General features: G+C 46.5%; 15 protein-coding genes and 1 tRNA gene. 12 read left to right on the top strand and 4 right to left on the bottom strand.

From position 1 onward, the window contains the following. The first annotated feature begins 259 nt into the window (after positions 1 to 259). From A7Z06_RS13275 to A7Z06_RS13260, 4 genes are all read left to right on the top strand, one after another. On the top strand, positions 260 to 892 hold the full coding sequence (locus A7Z06_RS13275; RefSeq protein WP_010354900.1) for a helix-turn-helix transcriptional regulator: 633 nt from the start codon (positions 260 to 262) through the stop codon (positions 890 to 892). Positions 893 to 1,224: 332 nt separating this feature from the next. Continuing rightward, positions 1,225 to 2,040: a winged helix-turn-helix domain-containing protein gene (locus A7Z06_RS13270; protein ID WP_010347994.1), complete on the top strand. Its 816-nt coding sequence runs from the start codon at positions 1,225 to 1,227 to the stop codon at positions 2,038 to 2,040. After that, positions 2,027 to 2,509 carry a hypothetical protein gene (locus A7Z06_RS13265; protein ID WP_000199215.1) on the top strand — a complete coding sequence of 161 codons (483 nt, stop codon included), beginning with the start codon at positions 2,027 to 2,029 and terminating at the stop codon, positions 2,507 to 2,509. The genes A7Z06_RS13270 and A7Z06_RS13265 overlap by 14 nt, the downstream gene beginning before the upstream one ends. A gap of 612 nt (positions 2,510 to 3,121) precedes the next feature. Further along, positions 3,122 to 4,528, top strand: a complete 1,407-nt coding sequence (locus tag A7Z06_RS13260; protein ID WP_000362639.1) for a winged helix-turn-helix domain-containing protein — start codon at positions 3,122 to 3,124, stop codon at positions 4,526 to 4,528. Positions 4,529 to 4,709: 181 nt separating this feature from the next. On the opposite strand, the gene A7Z06_RS13255 is transcribed toward A7Z06_RS13260, so the two are convergent. Beyond that, a tRNA-Gly gene (locus A7Z06_RS13255) sits at positions 4,710 to 4,783 on the bottom strand. Between the two features lie 78 nt (positions 4,784 to 4,861). Beyond that, a complete protein-coding gene (gene actS / locus A7Z06_RS13250) occupies positions 4,862 to 5,617 on the bottom strand; it encodes an amidase activator ActS (protein ID WP_010347985.1) in 756 nt (251 codons plus the stop codon). A gap of 389 nt (positions 5,618 to 6,006) precedes the next feature. On the opposite strand from actS, the gene xdhA reads away from it, so the two are divergent. Genes xdhA through xdhC form a run of 3 tightly spaced genes read left to right on the top strand, consistent with a single transcriptional unit; the run spans position 6,007 to position 9,669 of the window. Continuing rightward, on the top strand, positions 6,007 to 8,304 hold the full coding sequence (gene xdhA, locus A7Z06_RS13245) for a xanthine dehydrogenase molybdenum-binding subunit XdhA (RefSeq protein WP_000388092.1): 2,298 nt from the start codon (positions 6,007 to 6,009) through the stop codon (positions 8,302 to 8,304). A gap of 10 nt (positions 8,305 to 8,314) precedes the next feature. Continuing rightward, complete coding sequence (gene xdhB / locus A7Z06_RS13240) at positions 8,315 to 9,193, top strand: xanthine dehydrogenase FAD-binding subunit XdhB (RefSeq protein ID WP_105279455.1); 879 nt, start codon at positions 8,315 to 8,317, stop codon at positions 9,191 to 9,193. Beyond that, positions 9,190 to 9,669, top strand: a complete 480-nt coding sequence (gene xdhC, locus A7Z06_RS13235; protein ID WP_001016616.1) for a xanthine dehydrogenase iron sulfur-binding subunit XdhC — start codon at positions 9,190 to 9,192, stop codon at positions 9,667 to 9,669. The genes xdhB and xdhC overlap by 4 nt, the downstream gene beginning before the upstream one ends. Positions 9,670 to 9,708: 39 nt before the next feature. Here the strand turns inward: xdhC and A7Z06_RS13230 are convergent, their stop codons facing one another. Then, positions 9,709 to 11,487, bottom strand: coding sequence for a sigma-54 interaction domain-containing protein (locus A7Z06_RS13230; protein WP_032226135.1), 1,779 nt, complete (start codon positions 11,485 to 11,487; stop codon positions 9,709 to 9,711). Between the two features lie 479 nt (positions 11,488 to 11,966). On the opposite strand from A7Z06_RS13230, the gene ygeW reads away from it, so the two are divergent. Genes ygeW through arcC form a run of 5 tightly spaced genes read left to right on the top strand, consistent with a single transcriptional unit; the run spans position 11,967 to position 18,094 of the window. Then, positions 11,967 to 13,154: a knotted carbamoyltransferase YgeW gene (ygeW, locus tag A7Z06_RS13225; protein ID WP_000859787.1), complete on the top strand. Its 1,188-nt coding sequence runs from the start codon at positions 11,967 to 11,969 to the stop codon at positions 13,152 to 13,154. Between the two features lie 57 nt (positions 13,155 to 13,211). Then, a complete protein-coding gene (gene dpaL / locus A7Z06_RS13220) occupies positions 13,212 to 14,408 on the top strand; it encodes a diaminopropionate ammonia-lyase (RefSeq protein WP_000110494.1) in 1,197 nt (398 codons plus the stop codon). A gap of 56 nt (positions 14,409 to 14,464) precedes the next feature. Then, complete coding sequence (locus A7Z06_RS13215) at positions 14,465 to 15,676, top strand: YgeY family selenium metabolism-linked hydrolase (protein ID WP_001107129.1); 1,212 nt, start codon at positions 14,465 to 14,467, stop codon at positions 15,674 to 15,676. 52 nt (positions 15,677 to 15,728) lie between these two features. Beyond that, positions 15,729 to 17,114, top strand: a complete 1,386-nt coding sequence (gene hyuA / locus A7Z06_RS13210) for a D-phenylhydantoinase (RefSeq protein ID WP_024165227.1) — start codon at positions 15,729 to 15,731, stop codon at positions 17,112 to 17,114. A gap of 47 nt (positions 17,115 to 17,161) precedes the next feature. Then, positions 17,162 to 18,094, top strand: coding sequence for a carbamate kinase (arcC, locus tag A7Z06_RS13205; protein WP_000037990.1), 933 nt, complete (start codon positions 17,162 to 17,164; stop codon positions 18,092 to 18,094). 176 nt (positions 18,095 to 18,270) lie between these two features. Here the strand turns inward: arcC and yqeB are convergent, their stop codons facing one another. Further along, positions 18,271 to 19,896, bottom strand: coding sequence for a selenium-dependent molybdenum cofactor biosynthesis protein YqeB (gene yqeB / locus A7Z06_RS13195; RefSeq protein WP_001020404.1), 1,626 nt, complete (start codon positions 19,894 to 19,896; stop codon positions 18,271 to 18,273). Between the last annotated feature and the right edge of the window lie 29 nt (positions 19,897 to 19,925).

Here is a 19,925-nt window from a genome sequence, read left to right as displayed (position 1 = left end):
ATTCGAAAACAATTTGCAGTATAGATATTCCTAATGCGTTAGGCACTTATCTGATTTGCAATAAGCCCAACATGGTTAACCGAGTGAAATCCAGCCATATTTAAAACTTAATGATGTATTCTTAAATATCTTATTGAGAATAATATCAAATACAGATTAAACGCAAATCCCCATTAAAAGCTTATTAAATCAGAGCGTATTGACATCATCAATAACCAATGAAATTATGCGATTATCTATGAATAGGGAGGTTATTAACATGAGACTTTGTAGTAGATATAAAAGTCTTACATGCAATAGTTGCTCAATGCATTGCCAAATAATGCCAGAAAAGTCACCGCGCTTGCAGTATTGTGCAAACGCCTGTTTTTGTATGTGGCCCGAAGATAGTTCGTATTTTAATCGTGGTGTGGTTGAAGGCATATTAAGTAAAAATCACAATGCTCGATTAAGTGGATATATTTTTGTAGATTTTTCAGTAAGTTTTTTACGTCTTTTTCTGGATAAAGACTGGATTGAGTATCTTGCAAGTACGGAAATGGGAATTGTGTTGATAAGCGACAGGAATATGCAATCTCTTGCTAATTACTGGAGAAAACACAATCCCGCAATATCAGCTATTATATATAATGATGATGGACTGGATGTTGCTAACGAGAAGATCAGGCAGCTGTTTATTGGTCGTTACCTGTCATTTACCAGAGGCAATACATTGACTCAAATGGAGTTCACCATAATGGGGCATATGGTATCTGGCTATAATCCATATCAAATTGCAGACACTCTCGACATGGATATCCGCAGCATCTACGCCTACAAGCAAAGAATTGAAAAAAGGATGGGTGGTAAAATAAACGAATTATTTATACGTTCGAACTCAGTTCAGCATTGAAACGTAACTATCGACAATAATAATTGTATATACGGGCATTTATAATGATGCCCGTGTTTTATAAGATGAGCTTCCAATTCCGCTTGTTAATTTTTAGTTTAATTATGTGAATTTTGTGTGCCATTTCAAAAATTCATGAGCGAAAAAGCCCGGGAAGTAGACGTTATAAGCGTTAAATATGTTAATACACATGGTGTTTTAAGTTGCATTAATATATTGCAATTATAATTGTCGTAGTGAATATAAAATTAATATATATTTATTAGGTAAATACTAATATACTTACCAAACTATCTCATTTCAATTTTCTTAATGCTGTGTTTTATTGACCTATGTACTGGATTATTAACAATAATATTGAGTTCTGGCCGGAACACAAGAAATTAATTTCGGTACATGACGCCGAGTTGAACGTTGTTCTGACAACGCCCGCAAGCAGGTGTTTATCGTTGCTACTCGAAGCTTTTCCAGATGTGGTCGCCCAGCAGGACTTTTTCTCCAGAGTCTGGGAAGAAGAAGGTATGCGTGTACCGGTCAACACGTTATACCAAAACATATCGATTATCAGGCGTGGGTTTCGCGCGGTTGGCGATACGACTCATTCGCTTATTGCAACCGTGCCGAGAAAAGGGTTCAAGCTCAATAACGATATCAACATAGAAAATCATACCCCACCCTCTTCAATAGATGTTCAAAAGCATAACTCTCCCCTCAATTTGAACGTTACAGATGAGGTTAAAGAGATAAATGCTGCTCCAGATAATCATGTCAGGAACAGACTCTCGCGCTCTAAATTTTATTTACCAATGTTAAGTGCATTTGGTGTGGGTTTGCTTACCGCATTTTTACTATGGAATAATAACCAACCCAAACCATTCTTTAGAGATTACCGGACTGTTGCAGAAATAAATGGTTGTCATTTTAATGTTACAGAAGATAGCATCGATGGTCTGAAAGATTTCGATAAATATAAAAACCATATATTAGAGACAGGAATTGACTGCAAAAAATATCCATGGTTATATTTTCCCCTTGCCAGGTCGTTTCCGGGTTTGATTGTTATGGCCTGCAAAAAAAGCTATAGAAATAACGAAGTTACAGGCTGTTTAACTTTGTCTTATCGTGGGGTTAATCGTGACTCGTTATAAAAAAAGCCTGATACTTATTTTATGTTTTATTAGTGGATTTGTGTTTTTTATTACCTATAATTATTCTAAAGAGAAAATCGCATACAATGAAAAATGTACAGCTAACTGGGTTATTTTTAATGACCAGGGACAAGCCAATCTCACCCTTGACTTTATGTATAATCAAAACAAAAAGACAGGTATAGTTGCACTGAGCGGCACATGGAAACAAAATAAAAAGGCTTATAAAGCAATTCGACGTGATATTGAATACACATGGACTGAAAATTATAACACCTTGCATCTCACCTCCAATAAAATAAATAAATTCGATATTATTGATCAAGTTGAGGATGATAAACTGGCACTACTTCTTCCTGACTTCTATGTCTTTTCAGGAAAAATGATAAGCTATAATATACAAACACAAGGTAATCGCGGTTTTCTTTTTAACATTAGTAACAGAGCCATCATGTACTGTGCAAGATAACCCCTGATACGATTGAAATAAAAATAATACATGTAATATTTCTATAATTTTATAACTATGCCATCTATACAGCAACCTTCCACTCTCTAAAAATATTAGCAATGCATCCCCCTTCTCTCATTATAATGCTCACTCTTCAAATTAATACATTGCCGGTATTAATTTGAAGAAATATCCTCAGCGAGAATACTCCATTGTAGAATGCGATATACATGATTGTGTAAAAAGCAACAAATATATATTTTATACATAATAAACTGCAGAGAAAGCTATTGTTACTATAACGTTCACAAACAAGGTTCGAACTCGATACATAGCTATCACTTGGGTATTTTCTCTTATCTTAAATCAAAATTAGCACTCAGTTAAGGAATGAAAGACGTGTAAGTTTATTGTTGCCTTTCAACAAGTTATGTATAAACATGATTAAAAAGCATTAATTAAGGATATTTCAGGTTACATTCGAAACAATCCTGGATAAATTAATTCAAACAGTCATGGAATTTTATATATACAACATCATATACAGTTTAATAAAACATATATGAATATTAGTTATATTTATTACTCATTCAGGACGCAAATAACCATAAATTTCACAGGGGTTAGCTAATGGATTTAGAAATTAAGTTTTCATATCATTTTTCTGATGGAATAATACTTACAGAAGATGGTATTCTTACAAAAGGGAATGAGCAGTCTTACATACCTCCGAAAGAGCTTGGCGTATTATTTGTATTGCTTGAATCATCTGGCAACGTTGTATCAAAAGATATGATCATCGAGTCCGTGTGGAAAAATGTAATTGTAAGTGACGAATCCCTTACACGGTGTATATATTCATTAAGATGTATTTTTGAACGCATCGGCTATACTCGCTGTATAGAAACCATATACAGAAAAGGGTATCGATTCAGTGGGCAAGTTTTCAAGATAAAAGGGAACCAAAATAATAAAGCAGGTAGTGCTGTTGCTTTATTTCCATTTATAACATCCCACAGTCATCATGATCCATTAAAACTAAATCAGGATCTTGTACAACTTATTTCAAACCAAAAAGATGATGACCTTTACATATACCCACTGGCGGCAACCCAGTATTGTATAGATAATAAATCTCAAACAGCTTTTCTGGCCAGATTCAAACCAGATTATTTTATAACTGGAAGAATTAGCCAACATGGAGCATCAAATAGCTTATATGTAGAGGTGATCGATGCAAAAAGCTTTTATCTTGTTGCCAGCACACATCTGCAAGCGGATGATATACAAAAAGTATCACAATTTATAATCAGTAACTTGAATCTGGCTATGAAGAAACCTAAAGCCGCGCAGGAAATGATCAGTCAACGCGATTCTTTTAATGACAATATTTTATCAAAAGAAATGTCTAACGGAAAAAACGCACTGAATGAGTTCACACCTGAAAGTATTGTCAAAGCAATAACAATATTTGAACACCTGAAAAAAAAATACAATATTCCGTCTCTAATAAATGAGTGTCATTGCCTGTTGGCTGAATGCTATATATCCCTGGCTCTTCATGGTATGAACGAGCATAAAGATGCAACTCAAAAAGCATTAGCATTTATAGATAAGGTGTCAGATAAAACTATTTGTGATGGAAAGATTTTAGGGATCATGGGATTGATAACCGGCCTTTCCGGACAAGCAACGACATCACGTATTTTTTTTGAACATGCGCAGACACAAATATTAGATATCGCCGCCTTATACTATTATCGATCACTGGTAAATATATATAACGATAGAATTGATGATGCAATTGCTTGTATAGACCAAGCACTGTTACTTGAGCCTAATATACATAAAGCTGTAGTAATAAAAAAATGCATTAATGCATATATTTCTGCAACGCAGAATAAAAAATGTACACACGTTTATCAAGGAACAGAGAACGAATGTCATTTGGTTATTATTAATAACATCCAAAAGTTAAAGCAATTGACAAAAACTAACAATAGTATCGATTTTAACAGTCAATATGCAGTAGCTTGAGTCGTGATAATCCTCGACTGGTATAACGAATGCAAACTCGTTTATGACTGCCGATGTCGAGGAGCACTCAAGTTCTACTTATTTTTGATTGTTGTTATTTGATTCAGCCATACCTGATGTGAGTACATTAAAAGAATGGAACGTTTCGATAAAAAAGAAAAATAAATGAGGATATAAAAACTGGAGCGGGCGAAGGGAATCGAACCCTCGTATAGAACTTGGGAAGCTCTCGTTCTACCATTGAACTACGCCCGCTTTGAGATGCGTAAGGCATTATAAACCTTACGCTCTTCTTAGCAAGTGCCTTGCTACTGACTGCTGATTAATTCACCATCAGCACTTTGGTTTGCTGCCCTGTGGCGGCAAGTAGCGCAAAGGATCAATCGCCGTAGCACGGTAACGAATCTGGAAATGTAACCGCACGGATTCAGCATCCGTACTGCCCATCGTCGCTATCTTTTGCCCAGCCTTAACATTTTGCCCATTGTTTACCAGCATCGTGTCGTTATGAGCGTAGGCAGTGATGTAATCTTCACTGTGTTTAATCATGATGAGATTACCGTAGCCACGTAATTGGTTACCGACATACACAACCTTGCCGGCGCCAGCTGCATATATTGGTGTCCCGCGCGCTGCAGCAATATCAATCCCTTTATTGCCGCCATCCGCCATTGAGTAAGGCATGATAACTTTTCCACTCGCTGGCCATATCCAGCAGCGTTGTCCGACGGGTGGCCATGAAGATTTCGGAACCACTGGCGGTGGAGTGACTGACGCTGTTTTCGTCGTTGATTTGGCTGTATTTTTTCTCGAGCTGCGGTTACTTTTTGCCCCACCAAGCTTCAACTTTTGACCAACTTCGATGGTATAGGGTGGAGAAATGCCGTTGAGTCGGGCAAGTTCTTTTACGCTTGTTCCCGTGGTGCGTGAAATACGATAAAGCGTATCCCCCCGTTTCACGGTGTAAACGGAGCCGGAATACGTTCCTGTGTCTGATGATTTGCTACCAGAACAGCCCGCCAGAAGCAGCCCTGCCGATAACAGCATCACGATACCCAGCGTTTTTTTATTCGGGCGTCCTGCGCTCAAAATCTTTCCTCGCTCAAAAAACAAGACGCTATATCATAGCAGCCACCTGTCAGATACCCAATCCATTGCTCGGAAAATGGATGTACAAATCAAGAATTGTGAATGAATCCATTAGGATAGCGATCCCCCATTTACACATCGTCATAACGAAAAAGAGAGCCCCCTGAGTGTCGCCTAATATTCATTTATCACAATGATTTTTATCACACTCATATTGATACACTGCCCTCTCTTGCTTTGCTGATAAAAACGCATCATCCCTGGCGTTTTATTAACAACATCACACTTCCCTCCTCCCACCATGTTTATAGTCGTTTCTGGCGTAATTCTTGCCTGCAAAGACTAAATCATTGCCATAAGAACCAAATGTTCAAATCAAGGGGATTTCTATGGAAGCGCGGGAAGCAACCGCTACAGGTGAATCATGTATGCGCGTAGATGCCATTGCTAAGGTTACCGGGCGGGCACGATATACAGATGATTATGTTATGGCAGGCATGTGTTACGCAAAATATGTACGTAGCCCTATCGCACATGGTTATGCCGTAAATATTAACGATGAAAAAGCCAGAAGCCTGCCGGGCGTACTGGCGATTTTTACCTGGGAAGATGTACCGGATATCCCATTCGCGACGGCAGGACATGCATGGACTCTTGACGAAAATAAACGCGATACCGCCGATCGCGCACTGTTAACCCGCCATGTTCGTCATCATGGTGATGCTGTTGCCATCGTCGTAGCCCGCGATGAGCTCACGGCAGAAAAAGCGGCGCAACTAGTCAGCATCGAGTGGCAAGAATTACCCGTTATCACCACGCCAGAAGCGGCACTGGCAGAAGACGCAGCACCAATCCATAACGGCGGCAATTTACTTAAACAAAGCATGATGTCGACAGGCAATGTCCAGCAAACAATCGATGCGGCAGATTACCAGATCGAGGGGCATTATCAGACACCGGTCATTCAGCATTGCCATATGGAAAGTGTGACCTCTCTGGCATGGATGGAGGATGACTCGCGAATTACCATCGTCTCCAGTACGCAGATCCCGCACATTGTTCGCCGCGTTGTCGGTCAGGCGCTGGATATTCCCTGGTCATGTGTGCGAGTCATCAAACCGTTTGTCGGTGGCGGTTTTGGTAATAAACAGGATGTGCTGGAAGAGCCAATGGCGGCATTCCTGACCAGCAAGCTCGGTGGTATTCCGGTGAAAGTTTCCCTTAGCCGTGAAGAGTGTTTTCTCGCAACCCGAACCCGCCACGCCTTTACCATTGATGGGCAAATGGGCGTGAACCGTGATGGTACGTTGAAAGGTTATAGTCTGGATGTTCTGTCCAACACCGGCGCTTACGCCTCTCACGGTCACTCCATCGCTTCCGCAGGCGGTAATAAAGTCGCTTACCTTTATCCTCGTTGTGCTTACGCTTACAGTTCAAAGACCTGCTATACCAATCTGCCCTCGGCTGGCGCGATGCGCGGTTATGGTGCACCGCAAGTCGTTTTTGCTGTCGAATCAATGCTGGATGACGCCGCTACTGCGCTGGAACTAGACCCAGTAGAAATTCGTTTACGTAATGCCGCTCGTGAAGGCGATGCAAATCCACTCACGGGCAAGCGTATTTACAGCGCCGGATTACCAGAGTGTCTGGAAAAAGGACGAGAAATCTTTGAATGGGAAAAACGCCGTGCAGAGTGCCAGAACCAGCAAGGCAATTTACGGCGAGGCGTTGGCGTTGCCTGTTTTAGCTACACCTCTAACACCTGGCCTGTTGGTGTAGAAATCGCTGGCGCACGCCTGTTGATGAATCAGGATGGAACCATCAACGTGCAAAGCGGTGCGACGGAAATCGGTCAGGGTGCCGACACCGTGTTCTCGCAAATGGTGGCGGAAACCGTGGGTGTCCCGGTCAGCGATGTCCGCGTAATTTCGACACAAGACACCGACGTTACACCCTTCGACCCCGGTGCGTTTGCGTCACGGCAGAGCTATGTTGCCGCGCCAGCGTTGCGCAGTGCGGCGTTGCTGTTGAAAGAGAAAATCATCGCTCACGCCGCAGTCATGCTACATCAGTCAGCGATGAATCTAACCTTGATAAAAGGCCATATCGTGCTGGTTGAAAGACCGGAAGAGCCATTGTTGTCATTAAAAGATCTGGCAATGGATGCGTTTTATCATCCCGAGCGTGGCGGACAGCTTTCTGCAGAAAGCTCCATCAAAACCACCACGAACCCACCAGCGTTTGGCTGTACCTTTGTTGATCTGACGGTCGATATCGCGCTGTGCAAAGTCACTATCAACCGCATCCTCAATGTTCATGATTCGGGGCATATTCTCAATCCGCTGCTGGCAGAAGGCCAGGTACACGGCGGGATGGGAATGGGCATTGGCTGGGCGCTATTTGAAGAGATGATCATCGACGCGAAAAGCGGTGTGGTACGTAACCCAAATCTGCTGGATTACAAAATGCCGACCATGCCAGATCTGCCACAACTGGAAAGCGCGTTCGTCGAAATCAATGAACCGCAATCCGCATACGGACATAAGTCACTGGGTGAGCCTCCGATCATTCCTGTTGCCGCAGCTATTCGTAACGCGGTGAAGATGGCTACCGGTGTTGCAATCAATACACTGCCGCTGACGCCAAAACGGTTATACGAAGAGTTCCATCTGGCAGGATTGATTTGAGGATAACATCATGTTTGATTTTGCTTCTTACCATCGCGCGACCACCATTGCCGATGCCATCAACCTGCTGACCCACAATCCGCAGGCAAAACTGCTCGCCGGTGGCACTGACGTACTGATTCAGCTCCACCATCACAATGACCGTTATCGCCATATTGTTGATATCCACAATCTGGCGGAGCTTCGGGGGATTACGCTGGAGGAAGACGGCGCGCTGCGAATCGGCTCCGCGACGACATTTACTCAGCTCATTGAAGATCCGTTAACCCAGCGTCATCTTCCGGCGTTATGTGCTGCGGCTTCGTCAATTGCCGGGCCACAGATCCGTAATGTCGCTACCTACGGTGGAAATATTTGCAACGGTGCCACCAGCGCAGATTCCGCCACGCCAACGCTGATTTATGACGCGAAGCTGGAGATCCACTCACCGCGAGGAGTTCGTTTTGTCCCGATAAATGGCTTTCACACCGGGCCGGGCAAAGTATCTCTTGAGCATGACGAAATCCTTGTCGCCTTTCATTTTCCGCCGCAACCGAAAGAACATGCTGGTAGCGCGCATTTTAAATATGCCATGCGCGACGCGATGGATATTTCAACGATTGGCTGCGCCGCACATTGTCGGCTGGATAATGGAAGTTTCAGTGAATTACGCCTGGCATTTGGTGTTGCCGCTCCAACGCCGATTCGCTGCCAACATGCTGAACAGGCTGCACAAAACGCGCCACTGAACCTGCAAACGCTGGAAGCCATCAGCGAGTCTGTCCTGCAAGACGTCGCCCCGCGTTCCTCATGGCGTGCGAGTAAAGAGTTTCGTCTGCATCTTATCCAGACGATGACCAAAAAAGTCATTAGCGAAGCCGTCGCTGCGGCAGGGGGAAAACTGCAATGAACCACAGCGAAACAATTACCATTGAATGCGTCATTAACGGAATGCCTTTTCAGCTCCGCGCCGCGCCGGGTATGCCGCTTTCAGAACTGCTCCGTGAGCAAGGATTACTTAGCGTCAAACAAGGATGCTGCGTTGGAGAATGCGGCGCGTGTACTGTGCTGGTTGATGGCACCGCGATAGATAGCTGCTTATACCTTGCCTCCTGGGCTGAAGGAAAAGAGATACGCACGCTGGAAGGCGAAGCAAAAGGCGGCAAACTTTCTCATGTACAACAGGCTTATGCGAAATCAGGCGCGGTACAGTGTGGCTTTTGTACGCCTGGGTTGATTATGGCCACCACGGCAATGCTGGCAAAACCACGCGAGAAACCATTAACTATTACGGAAATTCGTCGCGGCCTGGCGGGAAATCTTTGTCGCTGCACCGGTTATCAGATGATTGTGAATACAGTGCTGGACTGCGAGGAAACGAAGTAAAACGAAATCCGGCCTGAATGCAGGCCGGATTTACGGCGGTTACGCGCTTAACAATTCATATTTTTTAATCTTACGATAGAGCGTAGCAATGCCGATGCCCAGTTCATCAGCGACTTGCTTCTTGCTGTTATGACGTGAAAGCGCCTCGCGGATCATCTGTTTTTCCATCTCCTCCAGCGCCGTACCACCAGCATCATCAAGTGCCAAATGTGCTTCGCTGGCTTCTGGGCTCTCACTTTGCTCTGTCACGCCGTTATTTACCAGATTGGGCGGCAGGAGTGTGCTGTCAATGACTTCACCTGAAGGAACAACGTTGACCAGATATTCCATCAAATTGCTTAGCTCTCGCAGGTTTCCAGGCCAATAATGCTTACGCAGCAACTCAACAACATCAGGAGCAATGCCAGGATAAACCGACCCCAGACGACGGGTATGCAGATGTAAAAAGTAATGCACCAGCAGTTCAATATCTTCCTGACGTTCACGCAAAGGCGGCAACGTTATCGGAATAACATTCAGGCGATAGAAGAGATCCTCACGAAACTTACCTTCAGCAATAAACTGAGCCAAATTCTGGTTAGTTGCAGAAATGATGCGAATGTCGACCTGTATTGGGCTGCTGGCACCAATCGGCAGAATTTCACGCGCCTCAATAGCTCGTAACAATTTTGCCTGCAACATTAATGGCATATCGCCAATTTCATCGAGAAACAGCGTGCCCGTATTCGCCGCCTGAATCAGCCCTGTTTTTCCGTTGGCAGAAGCCCCCGTAAAAGCGCCTTTGACATAACCGAACAGCTCACTTTCCAGAAGCTGCTCCGGGATCGCGGCACAGTTGATAGCAATAAAGGGTTTATTCCGTCTTCCACTCAACTTATGGATTGCACGAGCGACAACTTCTTTACCGGTGCCACTTTCCCCGACCACCATTACGCTGGATGGGCTGGGCGCGATACGGCTAATGAGTCGTTTTAATTGCCGCATAACCCGGCATTCACCCACTAATTGTTCAATATGCGGTTCATCAGAAACGTTCGCCACAGAAAAACTGGTATGTGACTGGTGAAACGCCATCAAAAATAACTGTCGCCCCTGGATGTTATGCAACTGACCAATGATTAATTCACTTTTATCATCCCACGAAACGATATGTTGCATATGTCCATGAGTAAAATTACTCTCAAATGTTAATGGTCTGAAACGAATAGGTTTCCCAACCATATTATTTTGAGCAACACCAAGAGTTTTTAATGCAGTCTGGTTAACAAACTGAATACGATTGTCTTCATCAATAACTAACACTCCCTGATCCATATTATCGATCATGGTAGCGAATATTTTACTTATATTATCTCCTGGCCCCTGATCTTCCAGAAGTTTCGAGACAAAAATAGTAGATATATGGCGAACGTAATCTGAAAATTCGCGTAAATTATCACTGATATGTTCTTGTTGCTCATGAGTAACAGCAATCAAACTTATCACTCCGACACAACGATCCTGCAGAATAACGGGCGTGCCCAGGAATGCCTTTTCACGACAATTTTCTTTACTGTCACAACCTTCACAAAGGGGATCGAAGCGAGACTGTGTCACAACCTTTTCGGTTTTGGTTTCCAGGACATAGCGGAGCAAGCGTGAATTACCACTTAGCTGGCGACCAAGAAATTTCCCATATGCGCCAGTTCCAGCGACGCGACACAAGTTTTCATCAACGATCTCAACCTCAAGCTGCAAAACGCTGGCTAGCATTCTGGCAAAACGCTGAATTGTTGGTTGAATTTGCATCAATACTGACTGCGTAGTAACAAGCTCCATAGCTTTACCTTCCAGAATCACTTAAAAGTCGATCATTGAAGACGTTGATGGTTCACAGGTCATGACGATATTAACTCAGACAAATATAGCTTTGCTAAAAACATAGGATTTTTATCACTTTCTAATGAAATTATGGAAGTGATATCACACTTCTATATCAATATGAGAATTACAGGACTGCATTTATCAAACTGACGACAATTCTCCTCTCCCTTATATCTTATTTATGATACTTAGCAGCAAATAAATAACGGCAGAAAAAAAGCCAATCGTTTCCGTATATTTTTATGCTCTATAGTGCAATGTTAATTTGTGATCAGCCCCACATATTATCCGTCAAATTACTCTTTCGCAGCCGCGTGGATAATTCTGGCACACTTATTGTTAGTCCCAGGTATAGCTGTGAAAACACCAATCACTTTGGCAAGTCACAGTGAAATAAACCACTTTGCCTGTCATTCCACTATCGGGACTTTATGATGAAAACTGTTAATGAGCTGATTAAGGATATCAATTCGCTGACCTCTCACCTTCACGAGAAAGATTTTTTGTTAACGTGGGAACAGACGCCAGATGAACTGAAACAAGTACTGGACGTTGCCGCAGCGTTAAAAGCACTGCGTGCTGAAAACATCTCGACCAAAGTCTTTAATAGTGGATTAGGTATTTCCGTATTCCGCGACAACTCTACTCGTACCCGCTTCTCTTATGCTTCCGCGCTTAACCTGCTCGGTCTGGCACAGCAAGACCTTGATGAAGGTAAATCACAAATAGCTCACGGCGAAACCGTTCGCGAAACCGCTAATATGATCTCTTTCTGCGCCGACGCTATCGGTATTCGTGACGATATGTATCTGGGTGCAGGTAACGCCTATATGCGTGAAGTTGGCGCTGCACTTGATGACGGTTACAAACAGGGCGTGCTGCCGCAGCGTCCGGCTTTAGTGAACCTGCAATGCGATATCGACCACCCAACGCAGTCGATGGCTGACCTGGCATGGTTGCGTGAACACTTTGGTTCGCTGGAAAACCTGAAAGGTAAAAAAATCGCCATGACCTGGGCCTATTCACCAAGCTATGGCAAACCGCTCTCTGTACCGCAAGGCATCATCGGTCTGATGACCCGCTTCGGTATGGATGTCACCCTGGCTCATCCGGAAGGTTACGACCTGATCCCGGATGTCGTTGAAGTGGCGAAAAACAATGCTAAAGCATCCGGCGGCAGCTTCCGTCAGGTCACCAGCATGGAAGAAGCGTTTAAAGATGCAGACATCGTTTATCCGAAGTCATGGGCACCTTATAAAGTGATGGAAGAGCGTACTGAACTGCTACGCGCTAACGATCACGAAGGCCTTAAAGCTCTGGAAAAACAGTGCCTGGCGCAGAACGCGCAACACAAAGACTGGCATTGTACTGAAGAGATGATGGAGCTGACCCGTGATGGCGAAGCCCTGTATATGCACTGCCTGCCGGCCGATATCAGCGGCGTATCCTGTAAAGAAGGTGAAGTCACTGAAGGTGTATTCGAAAAATACCGTATCGCGACCTACAAAGAAGCCAGCTGGAAGCCTTATATCATCGCCGCGATGATCCTGTCCCGTAAATACGCCAAACCGGGTGCACTGCTCGAACAACTGCTGAAAGAAGCGCAAGAACGCGTGAAATAACCCCTCGGGCCGATCGACAGATCGGCTCTCTATTTACAGAGGCCAAAAGGATAGGATATGTCCGTTTTCTCATTGAAGATTGATATCGCCGATAACAAATTTTTCAACGGCGAAACATCACCGCTCTTTTCGCAAAGCCAGGCAAAACTGGCGCGCCAGTTCCATCAGAAGATTGCTGGCTATCGCCCAACACCGCTTTGTGCGCTGGACGATCTCGCAAACCTTTTTGGTGTGAAGAAAATTCTCGTTAAGGACGAATCAAAACGATTCGGTCTGAACGCCTTCAAGATGCTCGGCGGTGCGTATGCCATCGCTCAGTTACTGTGCGAAAAATATCATCTTGATATCGAAACGCTGTCATTTGAACACCTGAAAAATGCTATCGGCGAAAAAATGACCTTTGCGACCACCACCGACGGCAACCACGGTCGCGGTGTCGCATGGGCAGCGCAGCAACTTGGGCAGAATGCGGTGATTTACATGCCGAAAGGCTCCGCTCAGGAACGCGTTGACGCCATTCTGAACCTCGGTGCCGAGTGCATCGTCACAGACATGAACTATGACGACACCGTTCGCCTGACCATGCAACACGCACAGCAGCACGGCTGGGAGGTAGTGCAGGATACCGCCTGGGAAGGCTACACCAAAATCCCAACCTGGATCATGCAGGGCTATGCCACGCTGGCAGATGAAGCCGTCGAGCAAATGCGTGAAATGGGCGTAACCCCAACGCACGTTCTGCTGCAAGCCGGCGTCGGCGCGATGGCTGGTGGTGTGTTGGGTTATCTGGTCGATGTCTACAGCCCGCAAAATCTGCACAGCATTATTGTTGAACCGGACAAAGCTGACTGTATTTATCGCTCTGGCGTCAAAGGCGACATCGTCAACGTTGGCGGCGATATGGCGACGATCATGGCGGGCCTGGCCTGCGGCGAACCTAACCCGCTGGGCTGGGAAATCCTACGTAACTGCGCCACTCAATTCATCTCCTGCCAGGACAGCGTTGCCGCATTAGGTATGCGCGTGCTGGGTAATCCGTATGGCAACGATCCTCGAATCATCTCCGGTGAATCTGGCGCTGTCGGTTTGGGCGTTCTCGCGGCGGTTCATTATCACCCGCAACGACAAAGCCTGATGGAAAAACTGGCGCTGAACAAAGATGCCGTGGTGCTGGTTATCAGCACTGAAGGCGACACCGACGTGAAGCACTACCGCGAAGTTGTCTGGGAAGGCAAACACTCTGTAGCACCTTAATCACACTATTGGAACAGCTCCCCGCAAAACGGGGAGTAAAAAACTGGAGAAAAATAATGGCTAAGAATATTCCATTCAAACTGATTCTTGAAAAAGCAAAGGATTACCAGGCAGACATGACTCGCTTCCTGCGCGACATGGTTGCGATTCCCAGTGAAAGCTGTGACGAAAAACGCGTAGTGCATCGTATTAAAGAAGAGATGGAAAAAGTTGGTTTCGATAAAGTTGAAATCGACCCGATGGGCAACGTTCTCGGTTATATCGGCCACGGCCCGCGTCTGGTTGCGATGGATGCTCACATCGACACCGTCGGCATTGGCAACATCAAAAACTGGGAATTCGACCCGTACGAAGGTATGGAAACTGATGAGCTGATCGGTGGTCGCGGTACTTCCGACCAGGAAGGCGGCATGGCGTCTATGGTATATGCCGGTAAAATCATAAAAGACCTCGGTCTGGAAGATGAATATACCCTGCTGGTTACCGGTACGGTGCAGGAAGAAGACTGCGACGGTCTGTGCTGGCAGTACATTATTGAACAATCTGGCATTCGCCCGGAATTTGTGGTCAGTACTGAACCGACTGATTGCCAGGTATACCGTGGTCAGCGCGGTCGTATGGAAATTCGTATTGATGTTCAGGGCGTTAGCTGTCACGGTTCTGCGCCAGAACGCGGTGATAACGCCATTTTCAAAATGGGACCGATTCTTGGCGAATTACAAGAACTGTCCCAACGTCTGGGTTATGACGAATTCCTCGGCAAAGGTACGCTGACCGTTTCTGAAATTTTCTTTACCTCCCCAAGCCGTTGCGCTGTAGCAGACAGCTGCGCAGTTTCTATTGACCGTCGTCTGACCTGGGGTGAAACCTGGGAAGGCGCGCTGGACGAAATCCGCGCCCTGCCAGCAGTTCAAAAAGCGAATGCTGTCGTTTCTATGTACAACTATGACCGTCCGTCCTGGACTGGCCTGGTCTACCCAACCGAATGCTACTTCCCGACCTGGAAAGTGGAAGAAGATCACTTCACTGTTAAAGCCCTGGTGAATGCCTACGAAGGTCTGTTTGGCAAAGCGCCGGTCGTTGATAAGTGGACCTTCTCAACTAACGGCGTATCCATTATGGGTCGTCACGGCATTCCGGTGATCGGCTTTGGCCCAGGTAAAGAACCTGAAGCGCACGCGCCAAACGAAAAAACCTGGAAATCACACCTGGTGACCTGTGCCGCTATGTACGCTGCAATCCCGTTAAGCTGGCTGGCAACCGAATAATTATTCTTAACTTATTCCCCTCCGGTTCGCCGGAGGGTTTTTGGAGTTTGCTATGCGCGTATTGATCAAAAACGGCACTGTCGTGAACGCAGATGGACAAGCAAAGCAGGATTTGTTGATTGAAAGCGGGATTGTTCGCCAGTTGGGCACCAATATTTCGCCGCAGCTCCCTTATGAAGAAATTGATGCCACTGGCTGTTACGTTTTCCCTGGCGGCGTGGACGTCCATACGCATTTTAATATTGATGTCGGCATTGCGCGCAGTTGTGATGATTTTTTTACCGGTACTCGTGCAGCCGCGTGTGGCGGTACAACAACCATTATTGACCATATGGGATTTGGCCCAAATGGCTGCCGGTTACGCCATCAACTGGAAGTTTATCGTGGCTATGCCGCCCATAAAGCGGTCATCGACTACAGCTTTCACGGTGTGATTCAGCACATTAATCACGCCATCCTCGACGAAATCCCGATGATGGTCGAGGAAGGGCTGAGCAGTTTTAAACTCTATTTAACCTATCAATATAAACTCAACGATGATGAAGTGTTGCAAGCATTACGCCGCTTGCATGAGTCTGGCGCCCTGACCACTGTGCACCCGGAAAATGACGCAGCTATCGCCAGCAAGCGGGCGGAGTTTATTGCCGCCGGGTTAACCGCGCCACGCTATCACGCCTTGAGTCGACCTCTGGAATGCGAAGCGGAAGCCATCGCCCGCATGATTAACCTGGCACAAATTGCCGGTAACGCCCCGCTCTATATCGTGCATCTGTCTAACGGCTTAGGTCTGGATTATCTGCGTCTTGCCCGTGCGAATCACCAGCCAGTCTGGGTTGAAACCTGCCCACAATATCTCCTGTTGGACGAACGCAGTTACGATACAGAAGATGGCATGAAGTTCATTCTTAGCCCACCGCTGCGTAACGTACGCGAGCAGGACAAACTGTGGTGTGGCATCAGCGATGGTGCGATTGATGTGGTGGCGACCGATCATTGCACCTTCTCGATGGCTCAACGCCAGCAAATTTCTAAAGGCGATTTCAGTCGCTGCCCAAATGGCTTGCCCGGTGTGGAAAATCGTATGCAATTGCTGTTCTCCAGCGGCGTAATGACCGGACGTATCACACCGGAACGTTTTGTTGAGTTAACCAGCGCGATGCCCGCCAGGCTGTTTGGCCTGTGGCCGCAAAAAGGATTATTAGCGCCCAGTTCCGATGGCGACGTGGTGATTATCGACCCACGTCAGAGCCAACAAATTCAACATCGCCATCTCCACGACAACGCCGACTATTCGCCCTGGGAGGGCATTACCTGTCAGGGCGCAATTGTCAAAACGCTATCCCGTGGTGAAACGATTTTCTGCGACGGAGCCTTCACAGGCAAAGCCGGACGCGGTCGTTTCCTGCGACGCAAACCGTTTGTCCCTCCCGTGCTCTAACCACTACCAGGGATCTATACACAATTAAGAATGATGAGTGAGGAAAAATGAGTAAGAAAATTGTTCTCGCCCTCGGCGGGAATGCGCTGGGCGACGATCTGGCCGGACAAATGAAAGCGGTAAAAATTACGTCTCAGGCAATTGTTGATTTAATTGCCCAAGGACATGAAGTTATCGTCACTCATGGTAATGGGCCGCAGGTAGGCATGATTAACCAGGCATTCGAAGCTGCCGCAAAAACGGAAGCACACTCGCCAATGCTGCCAATGTCTGTCTGTGTCGCCTTAAGCCAGGGATACATTGGATACGATCTACAAAACGCCTTAAGGGAAGAGCTGCTTTCTCGTGGTATTAATAAACCTGTAGCAACGCTGGTTACTCAGGTCGAAGTCGACGCTAACGATCCGGCATTCCTCAATCCGACCAAACCGATCGGGTCGTTCTTTACCGAGCAGGAAGCCGAGCAACTGACAAAACAGGGTTACACCCTGAAAGAAGACGCGGGGCGTGGCTATCGTCGTGTAGTAGCCTCACCAAAGCCTGTTGATATTATTGAAAAAGAAACGGTTAAAGCTCTGGTAGATGCAGGTCAGGTTGTGATCACCGTTGGCGGTGGCGGTATCCCTGTGATTCGTGAGGGTAACCATCTGCGCGGTGCCAGCGCGGTTATCGATAAAGACTGGGCCAGCGCCCGTCTGGCAGAAATGATCGATGCCGATATGCTGATCATTCTGACTGCGGTAGAAAAAGTGGCCATTAACTTCGGTAAAGAGAATGAGCAGTGGCTCGACCGCCTGTCATTGGCCGATGCAGAACGCTTTATCGAAGAAGGTCATTTTGCGAAAGGTTCTATGCTGCCGAAAGTAGAAGCTGCCGCCTCGTTTGCTCGCTCTCGCGCTGGTCGTGAAGCACTGATTACCGTATTGAGCAAAGCGAAAGAAGGGATTGAAGGCAAAACCGGAACGGTGATTTGTCAGTAATTTAAAGGTCGGATGGCGACGCCATCCGACCAGATATTGCTGACAAACTGGCTCAATCGCCAATGTTGGCACGGTTTTCCCCCTCTCTCCGAAGGGGCGAGGGGACTGTCCGAACTCTTTTTGGACTTTGTCATCAGTCTCAGGCCGGGCGGGTAATACCATCCGGCCGTTTTCATTTAAGCCACTTCCAGCACTTCTTCTGTCGCTTTAACACCCTGATGCATCAACATCATTAACGCCTCAAGGACACCGCCGCCAATCGCCCTGGCTTTATCTGAAACACTGGTGAAATCGGCCGTTTCGCCACGAGGATCGATATCACCGATTTTAAAACCACCGACCACCGCCAGTCCGTCGTTCAACAAGCCACGCACCATCCCCGTCAACGGCGCTTTAATTTCATGCTCACCAATCCAGGCAATCACATCGCCCTCTTTCACCAGATCGCCTAATTTCACATTGGATCGCATAATGCCTGCCGCCGGAGCACGGATCACACGTCGGGTGGTGTGCCCCATGATATTACCGGGAACACCGGTATTCTCCTGTGCACAACCGGAGTAAATCACCTGACCGAGCCAGTGCCCGCGATTCGTTTCAATTACCGCATGGCAATCTTTCCCTGCGGTAAACCCCGGCCCAAGCGCGATCGTCACCGGTGCCATATCTGCACGCGTACCCAAATTCTGTTTCGCAAGAATAGCGTCCACAACGCAAAGCGGTTTCAGTTCATCAAGCAGTGAACAGGCAGGATCTACCATCACCGGGATGAATCCACGTTCGGTAAGTTTCATCGCTTCCGCAGAGCTGGTTGCCAGGCGGGCTGTGACGCCTTCGACCGTCATTTCGCCGTCGAACACGGCCTGGGCAAACGCCACGGTACAACGAATCACCGTTGGCTTTTCCACTTCCAGCATGATCACTTTGAACCCCGCATGATACAAGCGTAACGCCACACCACTGGCGATATCTCCCGCGCCGCGAATTACCACCAGTTGGTGTCCGGAAGGATGCGTAGGTTTCATCATCAGCCCACCCGGCGCGTTATTTTTCACCTGTAATATTTCTGCCAGCACGCTGATGGCGATCTCCTGCGGCGTTTCCGCACCAATGTTGTAACCAACCGGCGCGTGTAAACGGGCAATATGTTCTTCAGCCACGCCTTTCTCACGCAATTGACGCAGGAAAAGCTGCACCTTGCGGCGACTTGCCAGCAAACCCAGCCATGCAATGGGCTGTTCAATGAGTTTATCGAGGGCTTCACGATCCTGATTATTCGTGGCAATCAGGACAAAATTATCAGGACGAATCTCCATTGCTTCTACTGCCGCGCCAAACGAATCGGCATGGAGAAGCGTAGTTGACGGCGGGAAAAGTTCAGGATTGAGGCTTTCGCGATAAATATCGGCAACGGCGATATCAAACCCTAATAGCGCCGCACTCTGGGCTATCGCCCGGTTGACATGCCCCGCACCAATCAACACCAGACGAGGACGCATACCATGGACGCTGATAAACACGGACATTGCACCTCCACAATCTGACCCGACAGCATCCACACCGTTACGAGCCATACGTCCATGGAATAATCGCGGCTTACGTTCCTGCAATGCCTGAAGCGACTCTTCAATCACCTTCCGCTCAACCATTCCACCACCAATTGTACCGACGATAGAACCATCGGCGCGCACTAACATTTGTGCAGAATGGCGGGGAGTCGAGCCTCGGCTATCAACAATTTGCGCCATCGCAAACGGACAATTTTGCTCTTCAAGTTTTGCAGCCTCTGTGAAAATATTCATACCAACCTCAATGGATATCCTTTCAGTAA

The sequence above is a fragment of the Escherichia sp. MOD1-EC6819 genome, from assembly GCF_002965765.1.
In the GTDB taxonomy this organism is placed as follows: domain Bacteria; phylum Pseudomonadota; class Gammaproteobacteria; order Enterobacterales; family Enterobacteriaceae; genus Escherichia; species Escherichia ruysiae.
This window is presented reverse-complemented; position numbering and strand designations above follow the sequence as displayed.

Bases quoted from the DNA above. Each gene is read 5' to 3' on its own strand.
- A7Z06_RS13270 (WP_010347994.1), top strand. From the start codon at position 1,225: ATGTACTGGATTATTAACAATAATATTGAGTTCTGGCCGGAACACAAG.
- A7Z06_RS13260 (WP_000362639.1), top strand. From the start codon at position 3,122: ATGGATTTAGAAATTAAGTTTTCATATCATTTTTCTGATGGAATAATA.
- xdhC (WP_001016616.1), top strand. From the start codon at position 9,190: ATGAACCACAGCGAAACAATTACCATTGAATGCGTCATTAACGGAATG.
- A7Z06_RS13275 (WP_010354900.1), top strand. From the start codon at position 260: ATGAGACTTTGTAGTAGATATAAAAGTCTTACATGCAATAGTTGCTCA.
- A7Z06_RS13230 (WP_032226135.1), bottom strand. From the start codon at position 11,487: ATGGAGCTTGTTACTACGCAGTCAGTATTGATGCAAATTCAACCAACA.
- xdhA (WP_000388092.1), top strand. From the start codon at position 6,007: ATGGAAGCGCGGGAAGCAACCGCTACAGGTGAATCATGTATGCGCGTA.
- ygeW (WP_000859787.1), top strand. From the start codon at position 11,967: ATGAAAACTGTTAATGAGCTGATTAAGGATATCAATTCGCTGACCTCT.
- hyuA (WP_024165227.1), top strand. From the start codon at position 15,729: ATGCGCGTATTGATCAAAAACGGCACTGTCGTGAACGCAGATGGACAA.
- xdhB (WP_105279455.1), top strand. From the start codon at position 8,315: ATGTTTGATTTTGCTTCTTACCATCGCGCGACCACCATTGCCGATGCC.
- arcC (WP_000037990.1), top strand. From the start codon at position 17,162: ATGAGTAAGAAAATTGTTCTCGCCCTCGGCGGGAATGCGCTGGGCGAC.
- yqeB (WP_001020404.1), bottom strand. From the start codon at position 19,896: ATGAATATTTTCACAGAGGCTGCAAAACTTGAAGAGCAAAATTGTCCG.
- dpaL (WP_000110494.1), top strand. From the start codon at position 13,212: ATGTCCGTTTTCTCATTGAAGATTGATATCGCCGATAACAAATTTTTC.
- A7Z06_RS13215 (WP_001107129.1), top strand. From the start codon at position 14,465: ATGGCTAAGAATATTCCATTCAAACTGATTCTTGAAAAAGCAAAGGAT.